Annotated in this window: 14 protein-coding genes; 7 read left to right on the top strand and 7 right to left on the bottom strand. The window is 62.0% G+C overall.

All coding sequences use genetic code 11. The features are described 5' to 3' along the window. Positions 1-139 precede the first annotated feature (139 nt). From KHO07_RS23315 to KHO07_RS23285, 7 genes are all read right to left on the bottom strand, one after another. On the bottom strand, positions 140-1564 hold the full coding sequence (locus KHO07_RS23315; RefSeq protein ID WP_150732054.1) for a gamma-aminobutyraldehyde dehydrogenase: 1425 nt from the start codon (positions 1562-1564) through the stop codon (positions 140-142). Positions 1565-1732: 168 nt separating this feature from the next. Continuing rightward, the gene (locus tag KHO07_RS23310; protein ID WP_075946692.1) at positions 1733-2542 is read right to left on the bottom strand and encodes an ABC transporter permease; all 810 of its coding nucleotides are present in this window, start codon (positions 2540-2542) and stop codon (positions 1733-1735) included. Beyond that, positions 2532-3479, bottom strand: a complete 948-nt coding sequence (locus KHO07_RS23305; protein ID WP_150732055.1) for an ABC transporter permease — start codon at positions 3477-3479, stop codon at positions 2532-2534. The genes KHO07_RS23310 and KHO07_RS23305 overlap by 11 nt, the downstream gene beginning before the upstream one ends. Before the next feature lies 1 nt (position 3480). Further along, positions 3481-4518 (bottom strand): ABC transporter ATP-binding protein, encoded by a 1038-nt coding sequence (locus KHO07_RS23300; protein WP_212625657.1) that lies wholly within the window; start codon positions 4516-4518, stop codon positions 3481-3483. A gap of 224 nt (positions 4519-4742) precedes the next feature. Then, positions 4743-5894 (bottom strand): putative ABC transporter substrate-binding protein YdcS, encoded by a 1152-nt coding sequence (gene ydcS, locus KHO07_RS23295; RefSeq protein WP_150732057.1) that lies wholly within the window; start codon positions 5892-5894, stop codon positions 4743-4745. Between the two features lie 223 nt (positions 5895-6117). Next, positions 6118-7605, bottom strand: coding sequence for a gamma-aminobutyraldehyde dehydrogenase (locus tag KHO07_RS23290; protein WP_212625656.1), 1488 nt, complete (start codon positions 7603-7605; stop codon positions 6118-6120). 101 nt (positions 7606-7706) lie between these two features. Next, positions 7707-8621 carry a LysR family transcriptional regulator gene (locus tag KHO07_RS23285; RefSeq protein ID WP_056856294.1) on the bottom strand — a complete coding sequence of 305 codons (915 nt, stop codon included), beginning with the start codon at positions 8619-8621 and terminating at the stop codon, positions 7707-7709. A gap of 174 nt (positions 8622-8795) precedes the next feature. On the opposite strand from KHO07_RS23285, the gene KHO07_RS23280 reads away from it, so the two are divergent. The 7 genes from KHO07_RS23280 to KHO07_RS23250 all read left to right on the top strand — a co-directional run bounded on the left by KHO07_RS23280 (position 8796) and on the right by KHO07_RS23250 (position 17180). Beyond that, positions 8796-9518, top strand: coding sequence for a tellurite resistance TerB family protein (locus tag KHO07_RS23280; RefSeq protein ID WP_212625655.1), 723 nt, complete (start codon positions 8796-8798; stop codon positions 9516-9518). A gap of 269 nt (positions 9519-9787) precedes the next feature. Continuing rightward, positions 9788-11410 carry a methyl-accepting chemotaxis protein gene (locus tag KHO07_RS23275; RefSeq protein WP_212625654.1) on the top strand — a complete coding sequence of 541 codons (1623 nt, stop codon included), beginning with the start codon at positions 9788-9790 and terminating at the stop codon, positions 11408-11410. After that, the gene (locus tag KHO07_RS23270) at positions 11410-11946 is read left to right on the top strand and encodes a chemotaxis protein CheW (protein ID WP_212625653.1); all 537 of its coding nucleotides are present in this window, start codon (positions 11410-11412) and stop codon (positions 11944-11946) included. The genes KHO07_RS23275 and KHO07_RS23270 overlap by 1 nt, the downstream gene beginning before the upstream one ends. Continuing rightward, positions 11943-13214 carry a protein-glutamate O-methyltransferase CheR gene (locus tag KHO07_RS23265; protein ID WP_212625652.1) on the top strand — a complete coding sequence of 424 codons (1272 nt, stop codon included), beginning with the start codon at positions 11943-11945 and terminating at the stop codon, positions 13212-13214. Before KHO07_RS23270 ends, KHO07_RS23265 begins: the two co-directional genes overlap by 4 nt. After that, positions 13211-13894, top strand: a complete 684-nt coding sequence (locus KHO07_RS23260; protein ID WP_212625651.1) for a chemotaxis protein CheW — start codon at positions 13211-13213, stop codon at positions 13892-13894. The genes KHO07_RS23265 and KHO07_RS23260 overlap by 4 nt, the downstream gene beginning before the upstream one ends. Beyond that, positions 13891-16173, top strand: a complete 2283-nt coding sequence (locus KHO07_RS23255; RefSeq protein ID WP_212625650.1) for a hybrid sensor histidine kinase/response regulator — start codon at positions 13891-13893, stop codon at positions 16171-16173. The genes KHO07_RS23260 and KHO07_RS23255 overlap by 4 nt, the downstream gene beginning before the upstream one ends. Then, positions 16170-17180 (top strand): chemotaxis response regulator protein-glutamate methylesterase, encoded by a 1011-nt coding sequence (locus KHO07_RS23250; RefSeq protein ID WP_150732064.1) that lies wholly within the window; start codon positions 16170-16172, stop codon positions 17178-17180. The genes KHO07_RS23255 and KHO07_RS23250 overlap by 4 nt, the downstream gene beginning before the upstream one ends. The last annotated feature ends 27 nt before the right edge of the window (positions 17181-17207 follow it).

Here is a 17207-nt window from a genome sequence, read left to right as displayed (position 1 = left end):
TGGAAAGTCGCCACCACGGAGTGAAGCCTATCGGTCAGGCGCTCGCGGCGCCAAGTCTGCTTTCCAAGCATCCCCAGCAGGCTGGCTCCCACAGGGAAAAGCATTCCAGACTGCAGGAGCCGGCTTGCTGGCGATGCTTTTAATGTTTGAACATCACATGCCGCACCACGGTGTAATCCTCCAGCCCGTACATCGACATGTCCTTCCCATAACCGGACAGTTTCTGACCGCCGTGAGGCATTTCGCTGACGAGCATGAAGTGCGTGTTGACCCAGGTGCAACCGTACTGCAAGCGCGCCGACAGGCGATGCGCGCGGCCGACGTCGGCGGTCCATACGGATGAAGCGAGGCCGTAGTCCGAATCGTTGGCCCAGCCCAATACCTGCGCTTCATCAGTAAATTTGGTCACCGACACCACTGGCCCGAACACCTCGCGGCGGACGATTTCGTCATCCTGCTGTGCGTCGGCCAACACCGTTGGCTCAAAGAAGAAACCATTGCCCTCGACAGCCTTGCCGCCAGTGATCAGGCGAATGTGCGGCTGCGCCACGGCGCGCTCGACGAAACCGGCCACGCGGTCGCGGTGTTGCGCGGTGATCAGTGGGCCAAGCTCGGTGGAGGGATCATCCTGCAAACCGTACTTGATGCTGCTGACCGCCGCGCCGAGCTTCTCGACGAACTTGTCGTAGATGCCTTCCTGCGCATAGATGCGGCAGGCGGCGGTGCAGTCCTGGCCGGCGTTGTAGAAGCCGAAGGTGCGGATGCCTTCGACGGCGGCGTCGATGTCGGCGTCGTCGAAGATGATCACCGGGGCCTTGCCGCCCAGTTCCATGTGCATGCGTTTGACGGTGTCGGCGGTGCTGGAAATGATGTTCGAACCGGTGGCGATTGAGCCGGTCAGCGACACCATGCGCACTTTCGAATGAGTGACCAATGGGCTGCCGACCGTAGGGCCACGACCGAACACCAGGTTGAGCACGCCGGCCGGGAAGATTTCCGACGCCAATTGCGCCAGGCGCAGGGCGGTCAGCGGGGTTTGTTCCGACGGCTTGAGCACCACGGTGTTGCCAGCGGCGAGGGCTGGGGCGATTTTCCAGGCGACCATCATCAGCGGGTAGTTCCACGGTGCGATGGAAGCGATCACGCCCACCGGGTCGCGGCGGATCATCGACGTGTGGCCGGGCAGGTATTCGCCGCCGGCCGAACCGCTCATGCAACGGCTGGCACCGGCGAAGAAACGGAACACGTCGGCAATTGCCGGGATCTCGTCGTTCAGCGCGGCGCTGTAGGGTTTGCCGCAGTTGTCCGATTCCAGCTTGGCCAGCTCTTCGCCGTGAGCCTCGATGGCGTCGGCGAGCTTGAGCAGCAACAGCGAGCGATCTTTCGGCGGGGTCTGCGACCAACTGTCGAACGCGGCGTCGGCGGCGCGCACGGCGGCATCGACCTGGGCTTCGCTGGCTTCGTTGATTTCCACCAGCACCCGGCCCAGCGCCGGGTTGAACACGGGTTGGGCGGGGCCTTCGCCGTCGAGCAGTTGGCCGTTGATCAGGAGCTTGGTTTGCATGGCATTGTCCTCTTCGAAACTATTGTTGTTCTCTGTGGAAACCAGTCCCTTGCAGGAGCTGGCTTGCCAGCGATGGGGCCATCAGGCTCAACAAAGATGTTGGCTGATCTACCGCAATCGCCAGCAAGCCGGCTCCCACAAGATTCGGTTCCGACAGTGGTTATTCGGTTATTTTCCGCCACTCCCCGCCACGCTCTCACCACCCCGGGTCAGGTAATAAGCGCCAAGAATCGGCAGCATGGTCACCATCATCACCAGCATGGCGACGACGTTGGTCACCGGTACGTCCCGTGGGCGGCTGAGCTGGTTGAGCAGCCACAGCGGCAAGGTGCGTTCATGGCCGGCGGTGAAGGTGGTGACGATGATTTCATCGAACGACAGGGCGAACGCGAGCATGCCGCCGGCCAGCAACGCCGAGCCGAGGTTCGGCAGGACGATGTAGCGGAAGGTCTGCCAGCCGTCGGCGCCGAGGTCCATCGAGGCTTCGATCAGACTGTGCGAGGTGCGGCGCAATCGGGCGATGACGTTGTTGTAGACGATCACCACACAGAAGGTCGCGTGGCCGACGATGATGGTGAACATCCCCGGTTCGATGCCCAGTGTCTTGAAGGTCGCCAGCAGCGCGATCCCGGTGATGATCCCCGGCAGCGCGATCGGCAGGATCAGCATCAGCGAGATGCCCTGCTTGCCGAAGAAATCCCGGCGATAAAGCGCCGCCGACGCCAGCGTGCCGAGCACCATGGCAATCAGCGTGGCAATCGCAGCGATCTGCAACGACAGCTTGATCGCTTCCAGTACGTCGGGTCGCGAGAACGCGACACCGATCCACTTCAGGGTGAAGCCCTTGGGCGGAAAGCTGAACGCCGCATCTTCGGTGTTGAAGGCGTACAGGAAGATGATCAGGATCGGGAAGTGCAGAAACACCAATCCGCCCCAGGCCGCGATTTTCAGGCCTACAGAAGCTTTCTCAGAGTGCATCGAAGGCCCCCAGGCGTTTGACGATGGACAGGTAGATGGCGATCAGCACGATTGGCACCAGGGTGAACGCGGCCGCCATCGGCATGTTGCCGATCGCACCTTGTTGGGCATAAACCATGCTGCCAACGAAGTAGCCCGGCGGGCCGACCAGTTGCGGCACGATGAAGTCGCCCAGGGTCAGCGAGAACGTGAAGATCGACCCGGCGGCAATCCCCGGAATCGACAGCGGCAGAATCACTTGCATGAACGTCTGGCGCGGCTTGGCGCCGAGGTCGGCAGACGCTTGCAGCAGCGATGGCGGCAGGCGTTCCAGCGACGCCTGGATCGGCAGGATCATGAACGGCAGCCAGATGTAGACGAACACCATGAAACGCCCCAGGTGCGAGGTCGACAAGGTGCTGCCGCCAACGCCCGGAATGCCCAGCACGAACTGCAACAGCGGCTCCAGCCCCAGATGCTGCACGAACCACTGCGCCACGCCGCCCTTGGCCAACAGCAAGGTCCAGGCGTAGGCCTTGACGATGTAACTGGCCCACATCGGCATCATCACCGCGATGTAGAAAAACGCCTTGGTCTTACCGGTGGTGTAGCGCGCCATGTAGTAGGCAATCGGAAACGCGACAATGGCGCTGGCGATGGACACGACGATGGCCATGCTCAGGGTGCGCAGGATGATGTCGAAGTTCGAAGGCTGGAACAGCGCGGCGAAGTTGGCCAGGGTCAGGTCGGGGGTGACCGCCATGGTGAAGTCGTCGAAGGTGTAGAAACCTTGCCACAACAAGGTCAGCAACGAGCCCAGATAGATCGCGCCGAACCACAGCAATGGCGGCACCAGGAGCATCGACAGGTACAGGTTCGGCCGGCGGTACAACAGGTTGGAAAACCTGCGCAGCGGCGAGCCCCCCGCCGTGGTTTGAGACATGGCCAAGGTGCTCATCTCACACCCCGCCGACAACGGTGTCGTGCAACTGCACCATGGCTTCCCGCGCCCAGCGTGCGCTGAGGCGTTGCCCGGTCTGGTGTTGCGCGCTGCTGTCGATCCACTGATTGTTGGCCTGGCTGATGTTCAGGGTCTGGCCGTTTTCCAGTTTCAACTCATAGCGAGTGGCGCTGCCCTGGTACTGGATGTCGTGCAGCAGACCACTGACTTCGATCTCATGGCTGGCCAGCGGCCCCTCGGCGAAACGCACGTGTTCCGGGCGAATCGAAAACGGCTGAGGGTTGCCGCTCAATTGCCTGGCCAGATCGCCACGAATCACGTTGGAGGTGCCGACGAATTCTGCGACGAAGGTGGTCGCCGGTTTCATATAGAGGTTGCGCGGCGAGTCGACCTGTTCGATGCGGCCCTTGTTGAACACCGCTACCCGGTCGGACATCGACAGCGCTTCGGTCTGGTCGTGGGTGACAAAAATGAAGGTGATGCCGAGCTGGCGTTGCAGCTTTTTCAGCTCGCCTTGCATTTGCTCGCGCAGTTTCAAATCCAGCGCGCCAAGCGGCTCGTCGAGCAGCAGCACGCGCGGGCGATTGACCAGTGCACGGGCAAGTGCCACACGCTGACGCTGACCGCCGGAGAGTTGCACCGGTTTACGCTCGCCATAGCCGCCAAGGGCGACCATTTCGAGGGCTTCGGCGGCGCGCTTGAGGCGTTCGGCCTTGCCGACGCCTTTGACTTTCAGGCCGTAGGCAACGTTGTCGCGAACGTTCATGTGCGGGAACAGCGCGTAATCCTGGAACACGGTGTTCACGTCACGCTGATAGGGCGGCAGGCCGGCGGCCTCTTCGCCATGAATGCGGATCGAGCCTGCGCTCGGTTGTTCAAAACCGGCGATCAGGCGCAAACAGGTGGTTTTGCCCGAGCCGGAAGGCCCCAGCATGGAAAAAAACTCGCCGTCCTGGATGTCGATGGAAACCCGGTCTACGGCTTTCACTTCGCCGAATAAACGGGAAACGTTGGTGAACTGGACTGCAAGCGTCATGGTGCGGTGCTCCAAAAAGGCGAGGGCCGTCGCAGCGGCCCCGCCTGGACTTCTGAAAAATCTGACTCAAAGTGCAGTTGTGGCGAGGGAGCTTGCTCCCGCTGGAGAGCGAAGCTCTCCCAAAAAGGGCTGATGCGGTTTACCTGGCAGACCGCATTGACTGGTTTTGGGGTGGCTTCGCCACCCAGCGGGAGCAAGCTCCCTCGCCACAGGTGAGCGGTGTGTTAGCGACCGCCCATGATCGCGATGTAGTCCTGGGTCCAGCGGCTGTACGGCACGAATTTGCCGCCTTCAGCCTGCGGGGTTTTCCAGAAGGCGATCTTGTCGAACTGGTCGAAACCGTTGGTCTTGCAGCCTTCAGCACCGAGCAATTCACTGCCCTGGCACGCCGCCGGCACCGCTGGCAGCGAACCGAACCACGCGGCTACGTCGCCCTGGACTTTCGGTTGCAGCGACCAGTCCATCCACTTATAGGCGCAGTTCGGGTGCTTGGCTTCGGCGTGCAGCATGGTGGTGTCGGCCCAACCGGTGGCGCCTTCTTTCGGGATGGTCGAGGCGATCGGCTGTTTCTCGTTGACCAGGCCGTTGACCTGATACGGCCAGGCGCCGGACGCGACCACACCTTCGTTTTTGAAGTCACTCATCTGCACGGTGGTGTCGTGCCAGTAGCGATGGATCAACGGTTGCTGGGCGCGCAACAGGTCGAGCACGGCCTTGTATTGCGCTTCGGTCAGTTCGTAGGGGTTCTGGATGCCCAGCTCCGGCTTGGCAGACTTGAGATACAACGCCGCGTCCGCGATGTAGATCGGGCCGTCATAGGCTTGCACACGGCCCTTGTTCGGCTTGCCGTCCGGCAGGTTTTGCGCATCGAACAGTACGCCCCAGGAGGTAGGCGCGGTCTTGAACACGTTGGTGTTGTACATCAGCACGTTCGGCCCCCACTGATACGGGGTGCCATAGGTCTGGTTGTTGACCACGTACCACGGCGCATCCTTGAGGCGCGGGTCGAGGTTTTTCCAGTTCGGGATCAGCGCGGTGTTGATCGGCTGCACACGCTTGCCGCCGATCAGCCGCAGCGAGGCGTCACCGGACGCGGTCACCAGGTCGTAACCACCCTTGGCCATCAAGCTGACCATTTCATCGGAAGTGGCCGCCGTTTTCACATTGACCTTGCAGCCTGTTTCCTTCTCGAAACCGGTGACCCAGTCGTAGGCCTTGTCGCTTTCGCCACGTTCGATGTAGCCGGGCCACGCCACAATATCCAATTGGCCTTCGCCCGCCCCGACAGCTTTCAGCGGCTCGGCGGCCTGGACACTGGCACTGGCCAGCAGCGCTGTGGTGATTGCACTGAGCAGTGCGGTCTTGTGCACGAACATGGGATTTCCCTCTTCTTTAAATTATGGTCGGGGCAGTTTTGAACGTGGTTTTCAACGTCGAAACAAGATCCTGCAGGAGCCGGCTTGCCGGCGATGAGTCCCTCAAACCTTGCGGTGTCCTGATGGACGCCATCGCTGGCAAGCCAGCTCCCACGAGGGAACCGCTTTGTTCCAACGTTTCTACATCAATGCCTTCACGGCTAATTGTTAGCGTAGTGCTCTTTTATAAATGCTGTCCGTGGCGCGCCATGATGTGCCGCACCACGCTGTAGTCCTGGAGCGAATCGCTGGACAGGTCTTTGCCGTAACCCGAGCGCTTGAGGCCGCCATGGGGCATTTCGCTGACCAGCATGAAATGGCTGTTGATCCAGGTGCAGCCGTACTGCAATCGCGCGGCGACCTGCATCGCCTTGTCGAGGTTTTGCGTCCACACCGAGGACGCCAGGCCGTATTCCGAGTCGTTGGCCCAATCCACCGCTTGTTCGAGTTCATCGAAGCGGGTCACGGTGACCACCGGGCCGAACACTTCGCGCTGGACGATTTCATCGCTCTGTTTGCAACCGGCCAGCAACGTCGGCTGGTAAAAGAATCCGGCCCCGGAATGTACGGCGGCACCGGTCACTCGTTCGATGTGCGGCTGGCCGAGGGCGCGTTCGACAAAACTGGCCACGCGGTCACGCTGGCGGGTGCTGATCAGCGGGCCGATTTCATTGTCGGCGTCACGTTTGCCGGCGAAGCGCAGGCTGCTGACGGCGGCGCCGAGTTCGGCCACCAAACGGTCGTGAATCCCGGCCTGTGCATAAACCCGGCACGCGGCGGTGCAATCCTGGCCGGCGTTGTAATAGCCGTAGGTGCGCACGCCTTCGACCACCGCCTGAATATCCGCATCGTTGCAGACGATCACCGGGGCCTTGCCGCCGAGTTCGAGGTGAGTGCGCTTGAGGGTTTTGGCCGCGGCTTGAAGAATTTTCTGCCCGGTGACGATATCGCCGGTCAGCGACACCATACGGATTTTGGGATGGCTGACCAAATGGCTGCCAACCCCTTCACCGCCACCGCAAACAATATTGATCACGCCGCGCGGCAGGAGGTCGGCCAGCGCTGGCGCCAGGGCCAGGATCGACAGTGGCGTGTGCTCCGATGGCTTGAACACCAGCGTGTTGCCGGCGGCCAGGGCCGGGGCGATTTTCCACGCGGCCATCATGATCGGGTAATTCCACGGCGCGATAGACGCTACGACACCGATAGGATCGCGCCGCACCATGCTGGTGTAGCCCGGCAGGTACTCGCCGCTGAGTTGTCCGGTCTGGCAACGCACGGCCCCGGCGAAAAAACGGAACACGTCGACCGTGGCGCTCAAGTCGTCCTGACGGGCCAGGTGCAGCGGCTTGCCGCAATTCAGCGCCTCGAGACGGGCGAGAAGGTCGGCGTTTTTTTCGATGACGTTGGCGATGTCCAACAGCAGGGCAGAGCGCTGTTGTGGCGTGGTCCGCGACCAACCGGCAAAGGCGCGGTGGGCGGCGAGGATGGCGGCTTCGACTTGTTCGGTGCTGGCTTCGGCGATCTGCGTCAGGATTTCGCCAGTGGCCGGATTGATGATGGGTTCGGCACAGCCTTGCCCGGCGACTAATTCACCATCGATCAACAATGCGGTGAACAACGGGGTCTGCGCGCCAGCCATTTTTCGGGTTCTCTTTTCTTGTGTGGCCATGCTGCTCCCTGTGACTGGGGCCGGCCGTCTTATATAGATGCAGCAAGACTAGTGCGCAGCCCCGAGGTCGACAAATACTAAATACTGAAGGTGGCGTTCGATTAAATAGATGGCTTGCGTCCGCCGTGGGGTTGCTCCCGCGCGACGGTGAGAAACGGGTCGACCAGCGCCGGGCGCGCCGTCCCGCGACGCCATGCGAGGCCGACATCGAGGGTCTGGCTCAGGTCGGCAATGGGCCGCGCTTCAATGATGTCGCCTTCCAGCGACCACGGGCGATAGGTCATGTCTGGCTGGATCGACACGCCCAAGCCTGCGGCCACCAGGCTTCGCACCGCTTCGGTCGAGGCGGTCCGCAATGTAATGCGCGGTTGCAACGAGGCCGCCGTCCACATGCGCTGGGCGTTGCGGTCCATTTCATCGACATTCAGCTGAATCAGCGGCTCGCGGGTCACGTCGGCGAGGTTGATGCTGTCGTGTTCCAGCAGCGGATGCTGGGCTGGCAGCCACAGCCGGTGGGGCGAGTGGGTCAGCACCTCGGTCTGCAAGGCGTGACGGTCTTCGAGGTTGGAGAGGATCAGCACGCCGACATCGATCTCGCCGCTGACCAGCAAATGCTCGATATACGGGCGCTCGTCTTCCATCACGCGAATCTCGACGTTGGGGTAAGCGCGCTGGAATCTTGTCAGCAAATCCGCCAGGTAATAACCGGCCACCAGACTGGTCACCCCGATGATCAACTGCCCGGCCACCTGATCGGTGCTCTGTTGCAGGCTGCGTTTGGCATTGTCGACGGTGGCCAGAATCAAGTGCGCCTGACGCAGGAACTGATGTCCCTGGTGGGTCAAGGTCATGCCCTTGGCGTGGCGATTGAACAGGCTGACGCCGATCTCTTCTTCCAGTTGCTGGATCGCCAGCGTCAGCGTCGATTGGGAAATGAACGCGGTTTGCGCGGCAGCGGAGATCGAGCCCGTCTCGGCCACGGCGATGAAATGACGGATTTGACGCAAGGTCATCATGAAGAAATACCGGTGGGCGGTTTTTTTAGATGGGTTCGAGTGTATATCCATTTTTACGAAAGGCAGGATGACTTCGAGCAACATCTGGAAGCACTCTCGCCGCCAGGCCGCGGGCACTTTCGATCTAGGCTGGTGGCCTCAAGGTTCGGTTAAACCTTTTAGTGGAGGCAAAAAATGAACACCCGTGGATTGCTCGACCAACTCCTCAAGTCCGGCCAGGACATGTTGCAGAACAAGGCGGGCGGGTCGCAGAAACCGTCGTCCGGTGGTGCTCTGGGCGGGTTGCTCGGCGGTAGCGGCGGCTCGGGCGGCCTCGGCAGTCTGCTTTCCGGTGCCGGCGGTGGTGCCTTGGCCGCCGGGGCCATGGGCCTGTTGTTGGGCAACAAGAAGGCGCGCAAGGTCGGCGGCAAAGTGGCAGTTTATGGCGGCCTCGCGGCGTTGGGCGTGATTGCCTACAAGGCCTATGGCAATTGGCAGGCCCAGCAAGGCACGGCACCGAAGACCGAGCCGCAGACCCTTGATCGCTTGCCGCCGGCACAAGTCGAACAGCACAGCCAGGCGATTCTCAAGGCGCTGGTAGCGGCGGCCAAGGCTGATGGGCACATCGACGCCCGGGAGCGCGAGCTGATTGAAGGCGAGTTCACCAAACTCGACAACGATCAGGAACTGCAACACTGGCTGCACGCCGAACTCAACAAACCGCTGGACCCCAGCGACGTCGCCCGCGCCGCCAGCACCCCGGAAATGGCAGCCGAGATGTACATCGCCAGTGTGATGCTGGTGGACGAGGAAAGCTTCATGGAGAAGTCCTACCTCGATGAGCTGGCGCGTCAGCTCAAGCTTGAGCCGGGTTTGAAGGTCGAGCTGGAGAAGCAGGTTCGCCAGGCCTCGATGTAGGCCCTGGAAAGATCGCAGCGGCGATCTTTGATCATTCCCACGCCGAACGTGGGAATGATCTGGCGCAAGGCAATCGCTCAATGTCCATTCCACGGTCCCTTTCTACCGAATCACCCCTAACACCCCACCCCGCAATTAACGGAGAGTCCCTACCCAGAGCCCGTCCCCGTTTTTTGCGCGGGATGCGAAGTGGCGCGCAACCGTCTTATAAATGAAACAGCGCCCTCGGCTATACTCCCCGCATTTCGAAATACCCCCGAGGACTGACTGTGAAGAACTGGACGTTGCGCCAACGCATTTTGGCGAGCTTTGCGGTAATCATCGCCATCATGTTGCTGATGGTGGTCGTCTCGTACTCCCGGCTGCTGAAGATCGAAAGCAACGAGGCCAGCGTGCGTGAGGACGCTTTGCCGGGGCTTTATTACAGCTCCATGATTCGTGGCGCGTGGTCCGACAGCTATGTACACGTTCAGGCCATGCTCGGCCTCGAGCAAGGGCAGGACTTCTCGGCAGAGGAGGCGGCCAGCTTCAAGGGTTACGCTACGCGTTTGACAGAGCAGATGGAGCTCTACCGCAAAACGATTACCGACGAAGAAGACAAGCTCGAGTACGCAGCCTTCGAAAAAATCCATGAGGACTACCACCGGATTCTGGCCGCCGTGATCGAGTTGCATAAGCGCAACCAGAACGCCGAGGCCATCAGCATGTTCAAGGCTGAACTGACCCCGACCTGGACAGCGGGTCGCATGAAGGTCAGTGACATTCTGCGGCATAACAAGGCCGTGGCGGACGCCGACATCGCGGCCATCGATGATGCGGTGCTCACCGCCAAGGTCATCATGGGCATTTCCCTGGTGATCGCGGTGCTGGCCGCCGCCTTTTGTGGCCTGTTGCTGATGCGCGCCATCATGGCGCCAATGAACCGCATCGTGCAGATCCTCGAAATCATGCGCACCGGCGACCTCAGCAGCCGTCTGAATCTGGAGCGCAAGGACGAATTCGGCGCGGTGGAAACCGGCTTCAACGACATGATGACCGAGCTCACCTCGCTGGTATCCCAGGCCCAGCGCTCGTCGGTGCAGGTCACCACATCGGTCACCGAAATCGCCGCCACCTCCAAGCAGCAACAGGCCACCGCCACTGAAACGGCGGCTACCACCACTGAAATCGGCGCGACGTCTCGTGAAATTGCGGCGACTTCCCGTGATCTGGTGCGCACCATGACCGAAGTGTCCACCGCTGCCGATCAGGCATCGGTCGCCGCCGGTTCCGGTCAGCAAGGGCTGGCGCGCATGGAAGAAACCATGCACTCGGTGATGGGCGCGGCGGACCTGGTCAACGCCAAACTGGCGATCCTCAATGAGAAGGCCGGCAACATCAATCAGGTGGTGGTCACCATCGTCAAGGTCGCCGACCAGACCAACCTGTTGTCGCTCAACGCCGCCATCGAGGCCGAAAAGGCCGGTGAGTACGGTCGCGGTTTCGCCGTGGTAGCCACCGAAGTGCGCCGCCTGGCCGACCAGACCGCTGTCGCCACCTACGACATCGAACAAATGGTGCGCGAGATTCAATCGGCGGTATCGGCCGGCGTGATGGGCATGGACAAGTTCTCCGAAGAAGTGCGCCGCGGCATGTCCGAAGTGCAGCAGGTCGGCGAGCAACTGTCGCAGATCATCCATCAGGTGCAGGCGCTCGCGCCGCGGGTGTTGATGGTCAACGAGGGCATGCAGGCCCAGGCCACCGGGGCCGAACAGATCAACCATGCGCTGGTGCAATTGGGCGATGCCAGCAGCCAGACCGTCGAATCCCTGCGCCAGGCCAGTTTCGCCATCGACGAACTGAGCCAGGTGGCCGTCGGGCTGCGCAGCGGCGTCTCGCGATTCAAAGTCTGATGAGCGAACTCACGGCCAAACGCACTGGCGTGAAGCAGGCGTTGCACGCGTTGTTCCTGGTGTTTCGCATCGGCAGTGAGCGCTATGCCTTGCAGGCCATCGAAGTGGTGGAAGTGCTGCCGCGCCTGCCATTGAAACCCATTGCCCACGCGCCGCTCTGGGTCGCCGGGGTGTTTGCCTATCGCGGTGCGGTGGTGCCGGTGATCGACCTCAGCGCGCTGACCTTCGGTACTGCTGCGCAGGTGCGCACCAGTACGCGGCTGGTGCTGGTGCATTACCGAGCGGATAAAAGCGCTCAGGCGCAAATACTCGGGTTGATTCTGGAACAGGCCACCGACACCTTGCGTTGCAACCCGGCGGATTTTCAGCCCTATGGCCTGGATAATGCCCAGGCGCCGTACCTGGGGCCGGTGCGCGAAGATGCGCAAGGCCTGCTGCAATGGGTGCGGGTCGCCGATCTACTGGATGAGCCTGTGCGGGCGCTGCTGTTTCCCACGCCTCCCATGGACCTGACGCTGCTTGAGGACCGGCCATGAGCAGCGACCAGCGTTTTTTCGATTTCCTCAAGGAGCGCATCGGCCTCGACGTAACATCGGTCGGCCCGGCGATCATCGAGCGTGCAGTGCGTCAACGCAGCGTGGCGTCGCAGGCGCTGTCGGCCGACGAATACTGGCGCACGCTGCAAGGATCAAGGGACGAGCAACAAGCGTTGATCGAGGCGGTGATCGTCCCCGAAACCTGGTTTTTCCGTTACCCGGAATCTTTCGCCACCCTGGCGAAACTGGCGAGCAGACGCTTGGCCGAGATCAACAACATGCGCGCCTTGCGGATTCTCAGCCTGCCGTGCTCCACGGGTGAAGAGCCTTACTCGATTGCCATGACGCTGCTGGATGCCGGGTTCCAGCCGCACCAGTTCAAGGTCGAAGGCATGGATGTCAGCCCGCTGTCGGTGGAGAAGGCCCGGCGCGCGTTGTACGGCAAGAACTCGTTTCGCGGCCAGGACATCGCCTTTCGCGACCGGCATTTCACCGCCGAAAACGAAAGCTATCGGCTCAGCCCGCGCGTGCTCGATCAAGTACGCCTGCAGGTGGGCAACCTGCTCGATCCGGCTTTGCTGGCCAACGAGCCGGCCTATGATTTTGTGTTCTGCCGCAACCTGCTGATCTATTTCGATCTGCTCACGCAAAAACAGGTGTTCGAAGTGCTCAAGCGCCTGACCCATGTTGACGGCGTGCTGTTTATCGGCCCGGCCGAAGGCAGTCTGCTGGGGCGTTTGGGCATGCGTTCGATCGGCATCCCGCAGTCCTTCGCCTTCAGCCGTCATAGCGTGGCGGAACCTGTACCGTCGCCAGCGTTCGTCCCCACGCCCTTGCCGGTGCCGCAACCGCTGCGCAATGTGTCGCCGCCAGCGCTCAGCAAGCGTCCATTCACCAGCGTTGCACGCCCTGCGCAAGCGGTGAAACCGGGCAACGCCGACGCGGCCCAGTTGCTGGCGAACATTGCCGCGCTGGCCAATGAAGGTAAAAGTGCCGAGGCGCGTGCCGCGTGTGACCGTTACCTGCGCAGCCACGAACCGGTGGCCCAGGTGTTTTACTGGCTGGGTTTGCTCAGCGATGTCGCCGGCAGTGTTCTGGAAGCCCAAGGGTATTACCGCAAGGCGTTGTACCTTGAACCGCAACATCCCGACGCATTGATGCACCTGGCCGCCTTGCTGCAATCCCAGGGCGATACGGCGGGAGCCAGACGATTGCAGGAACGCGCCGCCCGCAGCGAGCGCGCCGCTGACAGTGAGCGTAAACGATGATCGCCTCCGACACCTTTAGCGTCACCCATGAAGATGCCCAGGCCATCGATGATTGCTGGAACCGCATCGGGATCCACGGCGACAAATCCTGCCCGCTGCTGACCGAACACATACATTGCCGCAACTGCGCGGTGTATTCGGCGGCGGCGACACGCTTGCTGGATCGCTACGCGTTGCAGCAGGAAGACCGTGAACACGCACCCGGTACGCTGCAAAGCGAAGTGAAAACCCGCTCGCTGTTGATGTTCCGTCTCGGCGAAGAATGGCTGGGGCTGGCGACGCGCAGCCTGGTGGAAGTGGCACCGATGCAAGCCATTCACTCCTTGCCACACCAGCGCTCGCGGGCCTTGCTCGGCGTGGCGAACGTACGCGGTGCACTGGTGGCGTGCCTGTCGTTGGTCGAGTTGCTGGGGCTCGACGGCGCCAGCAGCGTGGCGACGGGCGCGCGGGTCATGCCGCGCATGCTGATCATCGCCGCCCACGGTGGGCCGGTGGTGGTGCCGGTGGACGAGGTGGACGGGATTCACGCCATCGACGAGCGCCTGCTCGAGGCCGCGTCGAAATCCGGCAACCAGGCCAATGCCAAGTACACGCAAGGCGTGTTGCAATTCAAAGGTCGCAGCCTGCGATGGCTGGATGAAGAGCAGCTGTTGTCCGCCGTGACCCGGAGCCTCACATGACCCCCGAGCAAATGCGCGACGCCTCTTTGCTGGAACTGTTCAGCCTGGAAGCCGAGGCCCAGACCCAGGTACTGAGCGCAGGTCTGTTGGCGCTGGAGCGTGATCCGACCCTGGCCGATCAGCTTGAATCGTGCATGCGCGCAGCGCACTCGCTCAAGGGGGCTGCGCGCATTGTCGGCGTCGATGCCGGGGTCAGCGTTGCGCACGTCATGGAAGATTGCCTGGTCAGCGCCCAGGAAGGGCGGCTGTACTTGCGCCCCGAACATATCGATGCGTTGCTGCAAGGCACTGATCTGCTGATGCGCATCGCCACCCCGGCGAATGCGCCGGTGCCTGCGGAGATCGACGCCTATGTCGCGTTGATGGCGCACTTGCTCGATCCGGCCGCTGCCGCTGTACCGGTCAAGGCCGCGGCTGATCCAGTAATGGCCGAGCTTCAGTTCGAAGCACCCGTGGCCAGGGTTGAAGTCCCGGAACCGCTGATTGAAGCGTCACCCGCGCCGAAAAAGACCAAGCGCACCACCGAAAGCGGCGAGCGCGTGCTGCGGGTGACCGCCGAGCGCCTGAACAGCTTGCTCGATCTGTCGAGTAAATCCCTGGTGGAAACCCTGCGGCTCAAACCGCACCTGGCCACCATGCAGCGCCTCAAACGCATGCAGAGCAACAGCCTGCGAGCACTGGAAAACCTCAATGTCCATCTCAAGGAACAGGCCCTGAGCCTCGAAGCCAGGGAAGCCCTCGAAGATGCTCGTCGATTGCTGGCGGAATCCCAGCAATTGCTGTCGGAAAAAAACGCCGAGCTGGATGAGTTCGCCTGGCAGGCCAGCCAGCGTGCACAGGTGCTTTACGACACGGCGCTGGCCTGTCGCATGCGGCCGTTCGCGGATGTGCTGACCGGGCAAGTGCGAATGGTTCGAGACTTGGGCCGCAGCCTTGGCAAGCAGGTGCGGCTGGAGATCGAAGGCGAGAAAACCCAGGTCGACCGCGACGTGCTGGAAAAACTCGAGGCGCCACTGACGCACTTGTTGCGCAATGCCGTGGACCACGGAATCGAAACGCCCGAGCAACGGCTGTTGGCCGGCAAGCCGGAAGAAGGCCTGATCCGCCTGCGCGCTTCCCATCAGGCCGGATTGCTGGTGCTGGAACTCAGTGATGACGGCAACGGCGTCGATCTGGAAAAGGTCCGTCGCAGCATCATCGAACGCCAGTTATCCCCGGCCGAAACCGCTGCGCAGTTGAGTGAAGAAGAGCTGCTGACGTTCCTGTTCCTGCCGGGTTTCAGCCTGCGCGACACCGTCACCGAAGTCTCCGGCCGTGGCGTCGGCCTGGACGCCGTGCAGCACATGGTCCGCCAGTTGCGCGGTGCGGTGGTGCTGGAGCAGACGGCGGGCGAGGGCAGTCGTTTTCACCTGGAAGTACCGTTGACCCTGTCGGTGGTGCGCAGCCTGGTGGTGGAAGTCGGTGACGAAGCCTATGCCTTCCCGCTGGCGCATATCGAACGCATGTGCGATCTGGAGCCGACGGACATTGTCCAGGTCGAGGGCCGCCAGCATTTCTGGCATGAAGGCCGGCACGTCGGCCTGGTCGCCGCCAGCCAGTTGTTGCAACGGCCCGCGAGCCAGGGCGGTCAACAGACCCTCAAAGTTGTGGTCATTCGCGAGCGCGACGCCATTTACGGCGTAGCGGTCGAGCGCTTCATCGGCGAGCGCACGCTGGTGGTGTTGCCGCTGGATGAGCGCTTGGGCAAGGTTCAGGACATTTCCGCCGGGGCCTTGCTCGACGACGGCTCGGTGGTGTTGATCGTCGACGTCGAGGACATGCTGCGGTCGGTGGACAAACTGCTCAACACCGGGCGTCTGGAACGTATCGCCCGTCACGGCAACCAGGCGACAGAAACCGCGCGCAAGCGGATTCTGGTGGTCGACGACTCGCTCACCGTGCGCGAACTGCAACGCAAATTGCTGCTCAATCGCGGCTACGACGTCGCGGTGGCGGTGGACGGCATGGATGGCTGGAACGCATTGCGTTCGGAGGATTTCGACCTGCTGATTACCGATATCGACATGCCGCGCATGGACGGCATCGAACTGGTGTCGTTGTTGCGTCGGGACAATCGCCTGCAATCGTTGCCGGTGATGGTGGTGTCCTACAAGGATCGTGAAGAGGATCGCCGTCGTGGACTGGATGCCGGGGCCGACTATTATCTAGCCAAAGCCAGTTTTCATGATGACGCCCTGCTTGACGCAGTGGTTGAGCTCATAGGAGGAGCGCGGGCATGAAGATCGCAATCGTCAACGACATGCCCTTGGCCGTGGAGGCGCTGCGCCGGGCCCTGGCCTTCGAGCCGGCGCACCAGGTGATCTGGGTGGCCGGCAACGGCAAGGAAGCCGTGCGGATGTGCGCCGAACAGACACCGGACCTGATCCTGATGGACTTGATCATGCCGGTGATGGACGGGGTGGAGGCCACCCGCCGGATCATGGCTGAAACGCCGTGCGCCATTGTCATCGTCACCGTGGATCGCCAGCAGAACGTTCATCGGGTGTTCGAAGCCATGGGCCATGGCGCCCTGGACGTGGTCGACACCCCGGCCATCGGTGCCGGCAACGCCCAGGAAGCGGCAGCGCCGTTACTGCGTAAAATCATGAACATCGGCTGGCTGATCGGCGAAAAGGGTAACCGCGAGCGATTGGTGCCGAGCCCGCTGCGCAGTTCCGGTTCGCGTCAGAGCCTTATTGCCATTGGTTCGTCCGCCGGCGGCCCAGCGGCGCTGGAGGTCCTGCTCAAGGGGCTGCCGAGGAATTTTTCCCCGGCCATCGTGCTGGTGCAGCACGTTGACCAGGTATTCGCCGCCGGCATGGCCGAATGGCTCGGCAGCGCCAGCGGGCTCAACGTGCGCCTGGCGCAGGAAGGCGAGGCGCCACAAAGCGGCACGGTGCTGCTGGCCGGCACCAATCACCATATCCGCTTGCTGAAAAACGGCACGCTGGCCTACACCGCCGAACCGGTCAATGAAATCTACCGACCCTCTATCGACGTGTTTTTCGAGAGTGTGGCCAGTTACTGGAACGGTGACGCGGTCGGCGTTTTGCTTACCGGCATGGGGCGTGATGGCGCGCAGGGGCTTAAACTCATGCGCCAGCAGGGGTACCTGACCATCGCACAAGACCAAAACAGCAGTGCGGTGTACGGCATGCCGAAGGCGGCCGCGGCCATCGATGCCGCCGTGGAAATACGCCCGCTGGAAAAGATCGCGCCGCGATTGCTGGAGATTTTTCCAAAATGATTACCTATAGCAGCAGTCCTGGCCCAG

The sequence above is a fragment of the Pseudomonas sp. PP3 genome, from assembly GCF_905336995.1.
In the GTDB taxonomy this organism is placed as follows: Bacteria; Pseudomonadota; Gammaproteobacteria; order Pseudomonadales; family Pseudomonadaceae; genus Aquipseudomonas; species Aquipseudomonas reinekei.
The sequence above is the reverse complement of the archived record's forward strand: the minus strand, read 5'-3'. Positions and strand labels throughout refer to the sequence as shown.

What these genes read in the sequence shown, in the direction of transcription:
- KHO07_RS23315 (WP_150732054.1), bottom strand. Translation starts at nt 1,564, where the DNA reads ATGCAAACCAAGCTCCTGATCAACGGCCAACTGCTCGACGGCGAAGGC.
- KHO07_RS23310 (WP_075946692.1), bottom strand. Translation starts at nt 2,542, where the DNA reads ATGCACTCTGAGAAAGCTTCTGTAGGCCTGAAAATCGCGGCCTGGGGC.
- KHO07_RS23305 (WP_150732055.1), bottom strand. Translation starts at nt 3,479, where the DNA reads ATGAGCACCTTGGCCATGTCTCAAACCACGGCGGGGGGCTCGCCGCTG.
- KHO07_RS23300 (WP_212625657.1), bottom strand. Translation starts at nt 4,518, where the DNA reads ATGACGCTTGCAGTCCAGTTCACCAACGTTTCCCGTTTATTCGGCGAA.
- ydcS (WP_150732057.1), bottom strand. Translation starts at nt 5,894, where the DNA reads ATGTTCGTGCACAAGACCGCACTGCTCAGTGCAATCACCACAGCGCTG.
- KHO07_RS23290 (WP_212625656.1), bottom strand. Translation starts at nt 7,605, where the DNA reads ATGGCCACACAAGAAAAGAGAACCCGAAAAATGGCTGGCGCGCAGACC.
- KHO07_RS23285 (WP_056856294.1), bottom strand. Translation starts at nt 8,621, where the DNA reads ATGATGACCTTGCGTCAAATCCGTCATTTCATCGCCGTGGCCGAGACG.
- KHO07_RS23280 (WP_212625655.1), top strand. Translation starts at nt 8,796, where the DNA reads ATGAACACCCGTGGATTGCTCGACCAACTCCTCAAGTCCGGCCAGGAC.
- KHO07_RS23270 (WP_212625653.1), top strand. Translation starts at nt 11,410, where the DNA reads ATGAGCGAACTCACGGCCAAACGCACTGGCGTGAAGCAGGCGTTGCAC.
- KHO07_RS23265 (WP_212625652.1), top strand. Translation starts at nt 11,943, where the DNA reads ATGAGCAGCGACCAGCGTTTTTTCGATTTCCTCAAGGAGCGCATCGGC.
- KHO07_RS23260 (WP_212625651.1), top strand. Translation starts at nt 13,211, where the DNA reads ATGATCGCCTCCGACACCTTTAGCGTCACCCATGAAGATGCCCAGGCC.
- KHO07_RS23255 (WP_212625650.1), top strand. Translation starts at nt 13,891, where the DNA reads ATGACCCCCGAGCAAATGCGCGACGCCTCTTTGCTGGAACTGTTCAGC.
- KHO07_RS23250 (WP_150732064.1), top strand. Translation starts at nt 16,170, where the DNA reads ATGAAGATCGCAATCGTCAACGACATGCCCTTGGCCGTGGAGGCGCTG.